We start from the raw sequence: 14,762 nt of genomic DNA, 5'->3' as shown, positions 1-14,762 counted from the left end.
AAACCCGCGCCCGCTTGTTCGACGCGGCACTGACCGAGATCTCACGGCGCGGCGTGGCCGCCGCCGATGTCAGCGCGATCGTTGCCGATGCCGGCGTGGCCCGGGGGACGTTCTATTTCCACTTCCCGACCAAGGAACACGTGCTCATCGAGGTGGAGCGCGTCGAGGAGACCCGGATCATCAGCGAACTCGGCGACGCCCAGGGAGAACTGGCATCGGTGCTCTCCCAACTCGTGCCTCACGTGCTCAGCGCCGAAAGCCGCTTGGGCGAAACGGTATTTCGGGACATGCTCGGATTGCATTTCTCCTCAACCCGTCCGGTCGAAGACGAGTTCGCGCAGCATCCGCTCGGACAATTTCTGGTGGGCGTCATCAGTCGAGCCCAAGACGCGGGGCAGGTCAACTCCGACGTCGACGCCGCCGAACTCGCAACGTTCTTCCTCACCGGACTTTTCGCGCTGCTGGCCACCGGGGCCCACGATGCAGCGCTGTTAGGCCATTACGTGACAACGATTGTCAAAGGGATGGAGAAGCGATGAATCACACGGGCATCGAGGGCTACCGGGACTTTCTTGCCAAGCGTGACGGCGAGGCCGATCTGCTCAACAGACGGCTGGCCAACCGCGAGCAGTTCTTCACCGACCTCGAAGCGAATCCCATCCGGTCGGCTCATCCGGCCGACCGCGCCACCTTCCTGCGCAACCTGCGCCGCCGGCGACCCGAACCCGGCCTGGACGGCAAGATGCTCTTCCTGCTGGCAACCGCAAAGCTGAATCAGGCGGAGCGATTCGGCGTGGGACTGGGTGAAACCTACGGACGCAACAGCGACGAAAGCCTGCCGCCCGAGAACGTCTACCTCGAACTCGAAGAGCACTACCACACCCGGCTCCTGGCGTACGCCCTCGACGCGTTCGATCTGACCTTCCAGGTCGTGCCGCCATCCTTCGTGATGCGCCAGTTCGTCAAGGCAAATGTCTTCCTGCCCGAACGGCTCGGCTTCATGTTCGTCGGAGCCGCAGAAATGGCGGGGTGCATCATATTCGACGAATTACGCCGCGCCGGCAGACGGCTTTTCGCCGACGAACCCCAAGTCGCCGAACGAATCGAACTGCTCTACAGCGAAATCCTCACCGACGAAATCGGGCATGTCGGCTACTGCGCTTCGCGCTGCACATCCGTAGAGCGGGCGATCATGCGTCGAATCTATCCACTGATCGGCCGGCTCTTCGCCCGTCAGACCGCAGAAATAATCCTGCTGATCGATCCGAAGGCGTTGCACGCGCGGCTGGACCGCCCCTTCGATGTAGAGGAACTCACCGCCGACCTGGACAACGAGACCTATCTCGTCACCCACCCCTGAGACTCCGAGATGCCGACACTCATTCCGCAACAGCTAGCTCAGGTCGCGCCGAGCGTGCACTGAGGGCGCAAAATCAACGAAATATGCGCCAACAGAACACGTTCGGCGTGCTGCGGTTCACTGGCCAGGCCTTAGCCGGGCAGCCCGCCAGTCAGGCGGCCAGATCGTCGTCGGCAGGGCGGGGCGCGGCTGCCCGCTTGCCACGCCGCCAAGCACGCACGGCGACGATCGCGGACTTCAGGCCCCGGCGGCGGCCGGTCGCCGGATCGGTGCCCGGGAAGCCGGGCTCCAGCTCGGCGAACATCCGCTCGCTGCGGGTCTCCGGCGCGTTGTCGGCGTCGTCGCGCAGGTACTTGTTCGGCAGCGAGAGCTTGGCAATCGTGCGCCACGTCTTGGCGTACTGGAACAGGAAAGAGCCTGTGGTGTAAGGCAAGTCGTACTTGTCGCAGACTTGGCGCACCCGCACAGAGATCTCGTGCAGCCGGTTGCTCGGCAGGTCGGGGTACAGGTGGTGCTCGATCTGGTGGCACAGGTTGCCGCTCATGAATCGCAGCGCCGGGCCGGCCTCGAAGTTGGCGCTACCCAACATCTGACGCAGATACCACTGCCCCTTGGTCTCGCCGATCATGTCGGTCTTGGTGAATTTCTCTGCGCCGTCCGGGAAATGGCCGCAGAAGATCACCGCGTTGGCCCACACGTTGCGAATCACGTTCGCGAGCGCGTTGGCCTTCAACGTCGACATGTAGGTGGCGCCGGGCGACAACGAGGTCAAGGCGGGGAACGCGACGTAGTCCTTGAGCACCTGCCGACCGGCCTTGGCCAAGAACTCTTCTGTCCTTTGCCGGGCCTCGTCCTGCCCCATCCGCTTCTTCACCATCTTGCCGAGCTCAACGTGCTGCAGGCCCACTCCCCACTCGAAGAGCAGCGCGAGCAGTGTGTTGTACACCAGGTTGAGGATGTTGAAGCGCTTCCAGCGCTGGTCGCGGGTGACGCGCAGCAGGCCGTAGCCGACGTCGTCGTCCATCCCGAGAATGTTGGTGTACTTGTGGTGCACGAAGTTGTGGGTGTAGCGCCAGTGCTTGGACGACCCGCTCATGTCCCACTCCCACGTCGAGGAGTGAATCTCGGGGTCGTTCATCCAGTCCCACTGGCCGTGCATGACGTTGTGGCCGATCTCCATGTTCTCGACGATCTTGGCCACGCCCAGGGTCACCGTCCCCGCCCACCAGGCGGAGCGCCGCGAACTGGCGGTCAGCATCAGCCGGCCCGCCACCTCCAGCGCGCGCTGGGCCGCGATGGTGCGGCGGATGTAGCGAGCGTCGCGCGTCCCGCGAGAGTCTTCAATGTCCTGGCGGATGGTGTCGAGCTCAACGGCCAGGCTTTCGATATCGGCGTCCGTCAGATGGGCGAATACGTCGACGTCGGTGATCGCCATCGTCTTTTTCTCCCTTGCGGTCGATTGTTTGGTCTTAACGTTCCAGACCTACGCTATCGTAACCTACGAGGCCGTAGGTTACCTGTGAGTAACCTTTAAATGTCGAGCACGCAATCGCCGGACGCGGCCGACACGCATGTTTGCACCCTGGTCCCGGGGTCATGCTCCTGACCGGTCCGCAGATCGCGGACGTGGCCCTCCACCAGGCTGACCACGCACGACTGGCAGATCCCCATGCGGCACCCGAAGGGCATCTGCACCCCGGCGCCCTCACCCGCATCCATCAACGACGTCGCCGCGTCGGCAGCTACGGTGCGTCCGCTTTGGGCGAAGGTAACCGTGCCGCCGGCACCGGTGGGCGCGGCCTTGGACACTGCGAACCGCTCGAGGTGCAAGCGCTCACCGATGCCCGCGGCCGCCCATACCCGCTCGGCCTCGGCGAGCATGCCTTCCGGCCCGCAGGCCCAGGTTTGGCGTTCGCGCCAGTCCGGCACCTCCCGGTCCAGCACGGACAGGTCGAGCCGGCCCTGGGCGCGCGTCTCGCGCAGCTGCATCCGATAGCCGGGATGCTCGGCAGCCAGCGCGGCCAGCTCGGCCCGAAACATGACGTCGGATTGGGTAGGCGCCGAGTGCAGGTGGGCGATGTCACCGATCTGGTTGCGGCGCACCAGGGTGCGCAGCATCGACATCACCGGGGTGATCCCGGATCCGGCTGTGAGGAACAGGATGGACGTGGGCGCCGGGTCGGGCAGCACGAAGTTGCCCTGCGGCGCGGCCAGCCGGACGATGGTGCCCGGCTCGACACCCGCCACCAGGTGCGACGACAGGAACCCCTCCGGCATCGCCTTCACGGTGATGGTCACGGTGCGGGCCGAACCGGTGCCGTAGCGCGCGCTTCCGCCGGCCGGAGCCGAGGTGAGTGAATACGACCGCCAGCGCCAGCGCCCGTCCATCAGCAGTCCGATGCCGATGTACTGGCCCGGCTGGTAGTCGAAGTTGAAGCCCCAGCCCGGCTGGATGACCAGGGTCGCGGAATCTTCCGTCTCGCGGCGCAGCTGCACGATCCGGCCCCGCAGTTCGCGCGCCGACCAGAGCGGATTGGCCAAGTGCAGATAGTCATCGGGCAACAGCGGCGTCGTGATGCGCGCGGCCAGCTTGCGCAGCGCGTGCCAGCCTGGATGCCGGTCCGCGCCGGCGACAACCGGTCGCGTGGTGTCGACGACGTTGCCCGTGATCGATGGGTTACGTCTGCCCAGGGGAAGCTCCTGCTCACGATGTGTCGTTTGGCTTGCGCTCACATTGTGATCGATTCTGTGCGCTTCACGAAACCTACGGTACCGTAACCTACGGTGTCGTAGCTAGCGCTGTGGCGCGGATCGCTCACATCGGCGTCACATCAGCTCCAGCAGAAATGGCAGCTCCTGGTTGGCGTACCAGGCCAAATCGTGGTCTTGCGCATCGCCGACGATCAGGTCGGCGTCCTCATCGCCCAGGTCGGCGGCGTCGACGGCCTCGATGGCCTTCGCCACTGCCGGTTCGGCCCCGGCGTTGTCGACGTAGGCGGCGATCACGTCCTCGATCGGCACCGGCCCGGAGAGTCGGACCACGGCGTCGTCGAGGTCGGGACGGTACGTGACGTCCTCGACGTCGGCGGCCAGAACCGCGCGCCGGGGCGGCGGAGACCCCGATGACGCATCGGCCCCTTCCGCTGCTTCTGTTTCCCGGGCGGCCAGCAGCCGCAGCGACGCCAGGGCCGCCTCGCGCAGCGCCACGTCGGCGAGCTCGTCGTCGTCGCCTTCGGCGTAGGCCTCGCGCAACCTCGGCGTCAGCGCGAATGCCGTGCCGTTGACCGGCCACAGCGAGCCGTCGGCGACGAGCTGCGCCAACATGGGCAGCGTCGCGGGGATATAGACGACCGGCATGGGCGGGCTAGCTCAGCGTGGCCGCGTAGTCGTCGACGTACGTCGAGCGCTCGCGCGGCGGGCGCTGGTAGTTACCACTGACAACGGGACGGTCCGGCAGCTTGACCTTGGGCGGGTGGACATGCACCGGCAGCGCGGCGACGCGTGCGATCCGAGGGCTGAGGTATTCGGTAATCCGTTTGATGGCACCGCCCTTGCCCGCGGCGTCGCGGCCCTCGAACAACACCACCAGCCGCGCCCCGGAATACCGCACCCACTCCTGCAGCTTCACCAATTCCGTTTGCAGCCGGAACAATTCGGCTTCGTAGACGTCATCAGAAATCTTGGGCACGGCCCGGGAAGCCGACTTCTTGTTCGGCTTCGCCGGCGCGCCGTCATTTTTCGCGGTGCTCACAGCAACGAATAATAGCCCCACGCAGTGGTTTTCACCGCCGGCTAGGACCGGGAAGCCTCCAGCAGTTCTTCGAGCGCTTGGTGCAGGAGTCCGGGCAGCACGTCGACATCGCTCATGGCCTCGCGGTCGGCGTTGATTCCGTAATACAGCTCGCCGTTATACGACGTCACGCCGATGGCCAGCGCCTGGTTGTGCAGCAGCGGCGGCACCGCATAGGTCTCGAGCAGTTTGGTGCCGGCGATGTACATCTGCGACTGGGCGCCCGGCGCGTTGGTGATCAACAGGTTGAACGTGCGCTTGGAGAAGCTCGGGAAATTGGTCGCCACCCGGATGCCCATGGCGTGCAGCGTCGGTGGGGCAAAGCCCGACAGCGTGACGATGGTCCTGGCGTCCACCAGTTGGGCGGCCGTCGGGTTCGACTCGGTCGCGTGCGCGATCTGCGACAGCCGCACCACGGCGTTGGGCTCTCCCACCGGCAGGTCGACGAGGAACGGCATCACCTGGCTGATCGCCTGACCGGGCCCGCTCGAGTCGAGGTTGCCGTCGTCATATACCGGCAGCGGCGCCATCGCCCGCACCGTCGCGCTCGACGTCACCGCCACCCCCCGTGACATCAGCCAGTTGCCCAGCGCGCCGGCGATGACGGCGAGCACCACGTCGTTGACATCGCAGTCGTAGCGCGCACGCACGGTGCGGTAATCGTCGAGGCTGCCCCGCGCGACCGTGAAGCGCCGGTGCCGCGACACGGTGGCGTTGAGCGGGCTGCTGGGCGCGGTCCCCCGTGCCACCGTGCGCACCAAGTCGACGGCCCGGCGGCCGGCGTCCAGCAGCTCGCCGTGATTGGTCACCAGACCGCCGATCATCGACCCGACGGCCTGCAGCTGGGCGCCCGGACCCGTGACCCATTCACCGATCGCGCCCAACATCAGCCGGGTGCTGCCGGGATCGCGCTCCGGTATCCAGATGTCCTCGGGGAAAGGCGGCGGGCGTTTGGTCCGATCGCCGATGACGTGGTTGATCTCCAGCGCCGACATGCCGTTGATCAGCGCTTGATGCGACTTGGTGTAGAGGGCCAACCGGTTCTGGGACAGGCCTTCGACCAGGTACATCTCCCAGAGCGGGCGCGACTTGTCCAGCGGCCGCGCGGCCAGCCGCGCGATCAGCTCGTGCAGCTGCTCGTCACTGCCCGGAGAGGGCAACGCCGAGCGCCGCACGTGATAGGTGATGTCGAAGTCGTTGTCGTCCAGCCACACCGGCCGGGCCGTGCCGACCCGCACTTCCCGAACCTTCTGCCGGTAGCGCGGTATCTGTGGCAGCCGCTGCTCGACGGTGGCCAGCAGCGCCTCGTAACTCAGGCCGGCACGCGGGCGGCGCAGGATCGACAGCGATCCGACGTACATGGGAGTCGCGGTGTTCTCCAGGCGATAGAACGACGCGTCCGCCGGGGACAAGCGACTTACCATGCGGCGCTGTCCTCCTCGTCGGTTCGTCGCCCGTGCGCTCGGGGCCCCCTGGGGCCTAGGGCCCGATGTCCCGCCCACGGTAATCGTGTGGCCGTGCACCAATCAGCGTGGGTACGCGTCCCGCCGAGTTGTGCCATGATGACCCTGACTAACCACTGTCTGCCCCTCTCCAGCAGGCTTCCGGTCCGGCCGAAGGTTGGAGAGTGCGCGTTGAGCAGTAGCCCTGTTGCTAATCCATCTGACGCTTTCACCGTCATACCAGTCGTCGACTACGAGCCGCCGACGCAGGACGTGCCGCAGACCGTCCCGCAGTGCAGGCAATCCCCCCGCCCGCCGTTGCGCCGCCGCAGCAGCCACGCACCGCCGCGGTTCTACACCGGGCAGCCCAGCAGGGCGCCGGCACCATCGGATCCAGGCGCGGTAATGTCTCCGCGGTTGCGTCAGGCAGCCGTCTTCGCCGATGCCGCGCTGCGCCGGGTGCTGGAAGTCATCGACCGCCGCCGTCCCGCCACCCAGTTGAATCCGCTGCTGGCGCCGAGCCTGGTGGATTCGGTGGCCGCGGTTGGCCGTTCGGCCGCGAGCCGTAATCGTGACGCAGCCGTGTTGCGCCGCATGCGGCTGCAGCCGGCCGGTCACCGTGAGCCGGATTCGGCGGCCGAGGTCTTCGGTTCCTACAGCCGTGGGAACCGGATGCACGCCATCGCCTGCCGGGTCGAGCAGGTCACCGCTGCGGGCGCAACCCGGTGGATGGTGGTGGCGCTGCACATCGGGTGACCGCGGCCACCGGGTCAGTTCACCTGTGCGGCGCCGGCGGCCCGCGGGCCGCCGGTGTAGCGGGTGAGGATGGGCCCCACGATCGCCATGATGAAAACGTAGGACGTCGCCAGCGCGGCGACCGCGGGCAGCGACTTGCCGGCCAAACCGATGATGATCAACGAGAACTCACCGCGGGCGATCAGCGCGGCGCCCGCCCGCAGCTGCCCGCGCCGCGCCACCCCGTCGTGCCGGGCGGCGAACATCCCGGTGGCCACCTTGGTCGCCGCGGTCACCGCCGCCAGGATCAGTGCCGCCGGCACCATCGGAACCAGCTCGTGCGGGTCCACCGAGAAGCCGATCGCCAGGAAGAAGATGGCGGCGAACAGGTCCCGCAAGGGGCTCAGCACCTGGCGTGCCCGCTCGGCCGTCTCGCCGGTCAGGGTGAGGCCGACCAGGAACGCACCGACCGCGGCCGACGCATGCAGAGACTCGGCCATGGCGGCGACGATCAGGGTGATGCCCAGCACCCGCAGCATGAGCTGTTCGGAGTCGGGGTGTTCGACCAGCCGGTCCACGTGGTGGCCCCACCGGTAGGACGCGGCGAACGCCGCCATCAAAGCGCCCACCGCCACGACCATGCCGCCGACGGCGTGCAGCCATCCGCCGCCCGAGGCCAGGACCGCGAACAGCGGCAGGTAGGCGGCCATCGCGAAATCTTCGAGCACCAGCACTGACAGCACCGCCGGCGTCTCCCGGTTGCCGAGCCGATGCAAGTCCTCCAGCAGCCGTGCGATGACGCCCGACGAGGAGATGTAGGTGACGCCGGCCAGGCACAGGATGGCCACGCCGTCCAACCCCAGTAGCCAACCGGCGATTGCGCCGGGCGCGGCGTTGAGCACGATGTCGACGCCCGCGGACGGCAGGTGGTGGCGCATGCTGCTGGAGAATTCGGCCACCGAGAACTCGCAGCCCAAGGTGAGCAGCAGCAACACGACGCCGATGGGTGCGCTGGTGGTGATGAACTGCCCTCCGGCGGCCATTGGCAGAATGCCGCCGTTGCCCAGCGCCAGGCCCGCCAGCAGGTACACCGGTATGGGCGACAACGCGAATCGCCGTGCGGCGGCACCCAATACGGCCAGAGTGGTCAGGAGGGCGCCGAGTTGCAACAGCAGCGTCCCCGAAATCTGCACCGGCTCAGCCTTTGTCGATAATCTTCTCGACGCCCGCGATGCCGTTTTCGGTGCCGATCACGATCAAAACGTCTTGGGCGTGCAGCATCTCGGCGGGCCCGGGCGAGGCGAGCACTTCCTCATTGCGCACGATCGCCACGATGGACGCGCCGGTGCGGGTGCGGGCCCGGGTGTCTCCCAGCGGGTGATCCACGAAGGGGCTGCCGGCCAGGATGTGCACCTGGCCCGTCTCGAGTCCGGGGATTTCGCGGGCCAGCTCGGTGAACCGCTCGGCGATCCGCGGCGCCCCCAGGATCTGGGCCACGGCCTCGGCCTCCTGATCGCTGAGGTGGAGCAGCGGCCGGGCCTCGTCCGGATCTTCGCGCGCATACACGACCAGGTCGAAATCGCCGCTGCGCCGCGCGATGATGCCGATGCGGTCACCCTTCTGATCGGTGAATTCGTAGCGAAGACCGACCCCGGGGAGCAACACCTCCTTGACATCCATACCGTCAATCCTGACAGGTCACCCGGCGCTACTGTGAGCGGATGCAGGGAAACGCGATCAGCGTCGAGCGTGTCATCAAGGCGCCGCCTCGCGCTGATCGAAAGCTAATGCAGCTCCGCCGGTTGGGTCGGGCCACCGCGCCGGCGGCGCCCTAGCGGCAGCAGCATCGGCACCTGGCGGCGGTAGTCGCGATACTGGTCGCCCAGCGCAGCCACCAGGTCGCGCTCTTCGAATTGCGTGGCGATCAGGATGTAACCCGTCATCGCGATCGAGAAGAGCAGATGCCCGGCCGTCATGGTGGGCGCCGCCCAAAAGGCGATGACGAAACCGAGCATGAGCGGGTGACGCACCAGTCGGTAAAAGTACCGAACGTGGAAATCAAGGTCGGAGTACGGCTTTGCGCGCCAAGCCAAATACACCTGCCGGAGTCCGAACAGGTCGAAATGGTCGATCATGAATGTCGACGCCAGGGCGATCGCCCAGCCGAGCCAGAACAGCGTCCACAACGCCAGGCGCCCGAGCGGTAGTTCCACCTCCCAGATGACGGCCGACATTGTTCGCCATTGCCAGTAGAGCAGCACCAGCACAACGTTGGACAGCATCACGTAGGTGCTGCGCTCTATCGACGGCGGCACCAATCGCGTCCACCGCGCCTTGAACCCCGGCCGCGCCATGACACTGTGCTGGAGGCCGAACAGACCGAGCAACACCATGTTGACCAACACCGCCTGGCCGATGGGCGCCGACAGCCCATGGTCGACCGTTCGCGGCACCCAGAAGTTGCCCAGGAACGCGACCAGATACAGAAATACGGCAAGAAAGAGCAGATAAGCGGCCGCGCCGTAGCCGACCGTCAGGTAACGCTTCATTAGCTGATTGTGCGCCTGATCGGCCGTCAAGAACATGGGGCGATTGCCTCATTTTCCGGGTACCGGATGCACCAGCCCGTGCTGCAGGGCATACATGCTGGCGCCGATGCGGTTCGAGACGCCGATCTTGGCGTACGTTCGCTCGACGTGATTGCGGGCGGTTTTCTCGCTGATCACCAGCGAGGCCGCGATCTCCTTGTTGGACGCGCCGCGTGCGACCAGGCACAGCACTTCGATCTCCCGGGGGGTCAGCCCGTCCGGCCGCAGGGCCGGCCGTTGCGCGGGTTGCCCCGCCGCGTGCAGCACCGCTTCGACGGCGACCGATTCGAGCTCACCGGCCTGTGCTCGCCCGCGCAGCCGGTGGGCGGCCGCATCCGGTGATAGCGGTTCGCGATACGGCCTTGGCTCGCAGGCGGACTGGTAACAGACGGCGGCCGCCAGAATGCGGTCCGGCAGGCTCAGCGCGGCCCCGGGCAGACCGCGCGGATATCCCGACCCGTTCAGGCATTCGTGGTGATTGCCGGCGACCTCCGCCAGCCGCGCAAGGCCGGGAACCTGGTTGAGGATGCGCACGGTCAGATAGGGATGCAGGCGTACCCGCTCGAACTCCGATGCGCTCAACGGCCCGCGCCGCGACCAGATCTGGTTCGACACCCCGATGCGGCCCAGATCGTGGACGTGGCCCGCGCGCCGGGTCAGTGCGACCGCGTCGGGGTCGATGCCGGCGGCCAGTGCCGCCTCGCCGGCGAGCCGGGCCACCGCGCGGGAATGTCCAAGCGTGAAGGGGCATTTCAGGTCGACGAAGTCGCCCAGCGCGACAAGCAACGCGTCCAGCGACTGGTCGTCGAGCCGCTGATGGTGATCGGGTGCCTCGCGCAATGCCGCCGCCCACGTATCGCCGGCCGGCGGGCCGGCCAGTATCGCGTCGGCATCACGCAGGAAGGCGTTGGCCACCTGAGGATCGAACTGGCCGCCGCGCCGGGCGCTCACCATGGCGACGGCCCCCGCGACGCCGTAGGTGCGGTGGTGCACCTCGACCATGTCGGCGAGTTGGGCGATGCACATCTGGATCGGGATGGCCTCGCCCCGGGCGCCGGTGGGCAACCCGCCGCCGTCGTAGCGTTCAAACGCGAATGCGAGTGCGGCTTGAACGTTGGGGCCCAAGCCAATTCGGTCGGCCAGCAGGGCCGCGGATGCGCAGTGCGAGTGGATCAATCGGGAGATGTGACCGCGCGCGTTGGCAAACAGCGTTGCCATCACGCTCAGCCGATGGCCCAAAGGCTGGCCGCGGCCAACGTTGCTCGCCAGGAAGCGCAGGTAGGGAATCCCGGACCAGTCGACCAAATACGAGTCGTGGCGCACGGCGATGTCGTCGCCGAACCACCGCGCATATTCGTGGGAGTCCGCGTGGCAGCCGATCCACATGATCAGGGTCGTGTAGTAGGTGCAGTCGCGCTGGTTCCTATCCAGGCCGAGCCGGTCGGCCAGTCTGGTCGCGATCAGCGCCGCCCGGAGCATGTGCTCGGCGGGCTGGCCAAGGCCGAGGTCGATCGCGACCGACAACGCCGCCAGCAACTCCGCGCGAGTCGGTAATTCAGGCTCCGACATGAGGGTCATTGTGCCCAGCTGATCGCTGCCGGGTCACCCGATTGGGATAGTGCGCCGCACCGCCTGATGTCGCGCCGCGTCGAACGTCTCGAAATGCCCGGAGCCCACCGCGAACACGCCGCGTTGTGGCGGCCGGAAGCCGCCCAGCCGCGCCTGCCGGTGCAGCGGTCCCAACGGTCCCAGGTCCACATCACGCAGCACCGCACGCGAATGGGCAACCGCCCACACCCGCGCGGGCGCGATCATGAATCGCTGGCCGTTCGGCGCTATTCCGGATAGCCGGACGCGCCCGGCGCGCAGGGTCGGGCCGGCGATCCGGCCGAGAACGGCCAGGGCCGCCCGGTTGGTCCACGCGCGCGCCGGCAACCGTAAGCCGACCGCGCTCATCAGTCGCGTCGATGCGGTGGCGTGGATATCGATATGCCAGGCAAGCAGATTCGGGATCGCGACGAACAGCGACCACGGGGTGACCCAGGCGACGTCGATGTCGCATCGGACCGCGTCGTGCGGGGTGGCCGCGCTGAAGAAACGGGCGCAGCTTTGCGGTCCCGGCGTCGTCGCGTAAAACGTCCACACACCGTCGGGGTCGCGATGCCACACCGACCGATAGCCGGGCGAGAACGACGTCGCCGGAAACTGCCGCAGTGCCAAATAGTGTCCACTGGCGAACGGCAGCCCCATGACGCCGAAGCCGACGAATCGTTCGTCACTTCCGGCTGGCAGGACGGGGTGCTGCAGGACGGCGGTGGCGGCGTCGAGCGGGGTGCGCAAACTGGTCATCCACGAATGGTCCGCGCGACCACCCACGCGGCGCATGAGGCGGATGCCTCAAATCGCGTGCTGCGTCAGCGCCGCTTGACCGACTTGGGCGGCTTGGTGCCACGGCCCTGCTGCCGCGCCGCCGCGCGGCGCTCGCGACGGCTCGCACCCCCGGGCACCCCGGCCGGCGCCTTGCCATCGCCGCCGTTGCGCTGCACCGCCGCCGAGCCGTCCTCCGACGGGCCGGAGTAGGTCATGGCCGGCGCCTCGTTGTCAATCCCCTTGGCGCGCAACTGTGTTGGCGCCTCGTCGCGCACGGCCGTCGTGGTGCTGCCTTCGGCACCGACGGCCGCCGCCGTGGCGAATTCCTCCAGCCCCTCCGGCGCTTCGACCGGCGCGACCTGCGGGCTGGGCACGGCCTCGACCGTGACATTGAACAGGAACCCGACCGACTCCTCCTTCATCCCGTCGAGCATCGCCATGAACATGTCGTAACCCTCGCGCTGGTACTCCACCAGCGGATCGCGCTGCGCCATCGCGCGCAGCCCGATGCCCTCCTTGAGGTAGTCCATCTCGTAAAGGTGCTCGCGCCATTTGCGGTCGATGACATTGAGCAGCACGTTGCGTTCCAGCTGGCGCATCGCGCCCTCGCCGGCGATCTCCTCGAGCTCGGCTTCCCTTGTGGTGTAGGCGTTTTCGGCGTCTTTCAGCAACGCCTCGAGCAATTCCTCGCGGGTGAGGTCGTCGCGGTCGGAGTCGGCGTCGTGGTGGGTCAGCGGCGCATGGTCGATGCCCACCGGGTACAGCGTCTTCAGCGCCGTCCACAAAGCTTGTAAGTCCCAGTCCTCGGCGTAGCCCTCGACGGTCGCGCCGTTGACGTAGGCGGTGACCACGTCGCGGACCATGTCCAGCGCCTGCTCCTTGAGGTTCTCGCCCTCGAGGATGCGGCGGCGCTCGGCGTAGATCACCTTGCGCTGCTGGTTCATCACCTCGTCGTACTTCAGGACGTTCTTGCGGACCTCGAAGTTCTGCTGCTCCACCTGGGTCTGGGCGCTCTTGATCGCGCGGGTGACCATCTTGGCCTCGATGGGCACGTCGTCGGGCAGGTTCAGTCGGTTGAGCATCGCCTCGAGCGCGGCACCATTGAACCGGCGCATGAGTTCGTCGCCCAGCGACAGGTAGAACCGCGACTCGCCAGGGTCGCCCTGCCGGCCGGAGCGGCCGCGCAGCTGGTTGTCGATGCGGCGCGACTCGTGGCGCTCGGTGCCGAGCACGTACAGGCCACCGGCCTCGATCACGTCGGCGGCCTCGTCGCTGACCTCCTCCTTGACCTTGGGCAGTTCCTCGTGCCAGGCCGCGTCGTACTCGTCGGGCGTCTCGACCGGGTCGAGGCCGCGCTCACGCAGCCGCAGGTCGGTGAGAAAGTCGGCGTTGCCGCCCAGCACGATGTCGGTACCGCGGCCGGCCATGTTGGTGGCCACCGTGATGCCGCCGCGGCGCCCGGCGACGGCGACGATGGTCGCCTCCTGCTCGTGGAACTTCGCGTTGAGCACGTTGTGCGGCACGCGGCGCTTCTGGAACTGTCGCGACAGGTATTCCGAGCGCTCGACGCTGGTGGTACCGATCAGCACCGGCTGGCCCTTTTCGTAGCGCTCGACGACGTCGTCGACCACGGCGATGTATTTGGCTTCCTCGGTCTTGTAGATCAGGTCGGACTGGTCGGCGCGCACCATCGGCTTGTTGGTCGGGATGGGGACCACGCCGAGCTTGTAGATCTCGTGCAGCTCGGCCGCCTCGGTCTGGGCGGTACCGGTCATGCCGGCGAGCTTGTCGTAGAGCCGGAAGTAGTTCTGCAGCGTGATGGTGGCCAGCGTCTGGTTCTCGGCCTTGATCTCGACGTGCTCCTTGGCCTCGATGGCTTGGTGCATGCCCTCGTTGTAGCGGCGGCCGATCAGCACGCGGCCGGTGAACTCGTCGACGATGAGGACCTCGCCGTCGCGGACGATATAGTCCTTGTCGCGCTGGAACAGCTCCTTGGCCTTGATGGCGTTGTTGAGGTAGCTGACCAGCGGCGAGTTGGCGGCTTCGTACAGGTTGTCGATGCCCAGTTGGTCCTCGACGAGCTCGACGCCGATCTCGTGCACGCCGATCGTGCGCTTGCGCAGGTCGACCTCGTAGTGGGTGTCCTTCTCCATCAGCGGCGCCAGCCTGGCGAACTCGGTGTACCAGTTCGACGCTCCGTCGGCCGGCCCGGAGATGATCAGCGGGGTGCGGGCCTCGTCGATCAGGATGGAGTCCACCTCGTCGACGATCGCGAAGTTGTGCCCGCGCTGCACCAGATCGGCCAGCGAGTGCGCCATGTTGTCGCGCAGGTAGTCGAAGCCGAACTCGTTGTTCGTGCCGTAGGTGATGTCGGCGGCATAGGAGGCGCGGCGCTCCTCGGGCGTCATGCCGGACAGGATCACGCCGACGTTGAGCCCGAGGAAGCGGTGCACCCGGCCCATCCACTCGGCGTCGCG

Annotated in this window: 13 protein-coding genes and 1 pseudogene; 3 read left to right on the top strand and 11 right to left on the bottom strand. The window is 67.1% G+C overall.

Going from position 1 to position 14,762, the window contains the following annotated elements; all coding sequences use genetic code 11:
* Both VFW69_RS00435 and VFW69_RS00430 read left to right on the top strand, forming a co-directional pair.
* The coding region (locus tag VFW69_RS00435) for a TetR/AcrR family transcriptional regulator (protein ID WP_526497021.1) at positions 1-539 on the top strand (539 nt) is incomplete at its 5' end.
* The gene (locus VFW69_RS00430; protein WP_526497019.1) at positions 536-1,360 is read left to right on the top strand and encodes a hypothetical protein; all 825 of its coding nucleotides are present in this window, start codon (positions 536-538) and stop codon (positions 1,358-1,360) included. The genes VFW69_RS00435 and VFW69_RS00430, both read left to right, overlap by 4 nt.
* Positions 1,361-1,511: 151 nt before the next feature.
* On the opposite strand, the gene VFW69_RS00425 is transcribed toward VFW69_RS00430, so the two are convergent.
* From VFW69_RS00425 to VFW69_RS00405, 5 genes and pseudogenes are all read right to left on the bottom strand, one after another.
* On the bottom strand, positions 1,512-2,795 hold the full coding sequence (locus VFW69_RS00425) for a fatty acid desaturase family protein (protein WP_526497017.1): 1,284 nt from the start codon (positions 2,793-2,795) through the stop codon (positions 1,512-1,514).
* A gap of 95 nt (positions 2,796-2,890) precedes the next feature.
* Complete coding sequence (locus VFW69_RS00420; RefSeq protein WP_526497025.1) at positions 2,891-4,051, bottom strand: ferredoxin reductase; 1,161 nt, start codon at positions 4,049-4,051, stop codon at positions 2,891-2,893.
* A 135-nt stretch (positions 4,052-4,186) separates the two neighbouring features.
* Positions 4,187-4,717, bottom strand: coding sequence for a DUF6912 family protein (locus VFW69_RS00415; RefSeq protein WP_526497015.1), 531 nt, complete (start codon positions 4,715-4,717; stop codon positions 4,187-4,189).
* A gap of 124 nt (positions 4,718-4,841) precedes the next feature.
* Positions 4,842-5,111, bottom strand: a pseudogene (locus VFW69_RS00410) (polyphosphate kinase 2); the annotation flags it as partial.
* 41 nt (positions 5,112-5,152) lie between these two features.
* On the bottom strand, positions 5,153-6,574 hold the full coding sequence (locus tag VFW69_RS00405; protein WP_526497013.1) for a WS/DGAT/MGAT family O-acyltransferase: 1,422 nt from the start codon (positions 6,572-6,574) through the stop codon (positions 5,153-5,155).
* Positions 6,575-6,829: 255 nt separating this feature from the next.
* On the opposite strand from VFW69_RS00405, the gene VFW69_RS00400 reads away from it, so the two are divergent.
* Positions 6,830-7,348, top strand: coding sequence for an Rv3235 family protein (locus VFW69_RS00400; protein WP_526497023.1), 519 nt, complete (start codon positions 6,830-6,832; stop codon positions 7,346-7,348).
* Positions 7,349-7,362: 14 nt separating this feature from the next.
* Here VFW69_RS00400 and VFW69_RS00395 read toward each other — a convergent pair whose 3' ends face one another.
* The 6 genes from VFW69_RS00395 to secA all read right to left on the bottom strand — a co-directional run.
* Positions 7,363-8,520 (bottom strand): cation:proton antiporter, encoded by a 1,158-nt coding sequence (locus tag VFW69_RS00395; protein WP_526497011.1) that lies wholly within the window; start codon positions 8,518-8,520, stop codon positions 7,363-7,365.
* 4 nt (positions 8,521-8,524) lie between these two features.
* Complete coding sequence (locus tag VFW69_RS00390; protein WP_526497009.1) at positions 8,525-9,007, bottom strand: cation:proton antiporter regulatory subunit; 483 nt, start codon at positions 9,005-9,007, stop codon at positions 8,525-8,527.
* A gap of 104 nt (positions 9,008-9,111) precedes the next feature.
* Complete coding sequence (gene mddA, locus VFW69_RS00385; protein ID WP_526497007.1) at positions 9,112-9,876, bottom strand: methanethiol S-methyltransferase; 765 nt, start codon at positions 9,874-9,876, stop codon at positions 9,112-9,114.
* 48 nt (positions 9,877-9,924) lie between these two features.
* The gene (locus VFW69_RS00380; RefSeq protein ID WP_526497005.1) at positions 9,925-11,484 is read right to left on the bottom strand and encodes an HD domain-containing phosphohydrolase; all 1,560 of its coding nucleotides are present in this window, start codon (positions 11,482-11,484) and stop codon (positions 9,925-9,927) included.
* A gap of 33 nt (positions 11,485-11,517) precedes the next feature.
* The gene (locus tag VFW69_RS00375; protein WP_526497003.1) at positions 11,518-12,264 is read right to left on the bottom strand and encodes a hypothetical protein; all 747 of its coding nucleotides are present in this window, start codon (positions 12,262-12,264) and stop codon (positions 11,518-11,520) included.
* Positions 12,265-12,329: 65 nt separating this feature from the next.
* On the bottom strand, positions 12,330-14,762 hold a 2,433-nt coding region (gene secA / locus VFW69_RS00370; protein WP_526497001.1), incomplete at its 5' end, for a preprotein translocase subunit SecA.

It is taken from the genome of Mycobacterium sp. (assembly GCF_036273375.1).
GTDB lineage: Bacteria > Actinomycetota > Actinomycetes > Mycobacteriales > Mycobacteriaceae > Mycobacterium.
This window is presented reverse-complemented; position numbering and strand designations above follow the sequence as displayed.

Coding starts and splice junctions, on each gene's coding strand:
- VFW69_RS00430 (WP_526497019.1), top strand. CDS start 536: ATGAATCACACGGGCATCGAGGGCTACCGGGACTTTCTTGCCAAGCGT.
- VFW69_RS00425 (WP_526497017.1), bottom strand. CDS start 2,795: ATGGCGATCACCGACGTCGACGTATTCGCCCATCTGACGGACGCCGAT.
- VFW69_RS00415 (WP_526497015.1), bottom strand. CDS start 4,717: ATGCCGGTCGTCTATATCCCCGCGACGCTGCCCATGTTGGCGCAGCTC.
- VFW69_RS00405 (WP_526497013.1), bottom strand. CDS start 6,574: ATGGTAAGTCGCTTGTCCCCGGCGGACGCGTCGTTCTATCGCCTGGAG.
- VFW69_RS00390 (WP_526497009.1), bottom strand. CDS start 9,007: ATGGATGTCAAGGAGGTGTTGCTCCCCGGGGTCGGTCTTCGCTACGAA.
- mddA (WP_526497007.1), bottom strand. CDS start 9,876: ATGAAGCGTTACCTGACGGTCGGCTACGGCGCGGCCGCTTATCTGCTC.
- VFW69_RS00380 (WP_526497005.1), bottom strand. CDS start 11,484: ATGTCGGAGCCTGAATTACCGACTCGCGCGGAGTTGCTGGCGGCGTTG.
- VFW69_RS00375 (WP_526497003.1), bottom strand. CDS start 12,264: ATGACCAGTTTGCGCACCCCGCTCGACGCCGCCACCGCCGTCCTGCAG.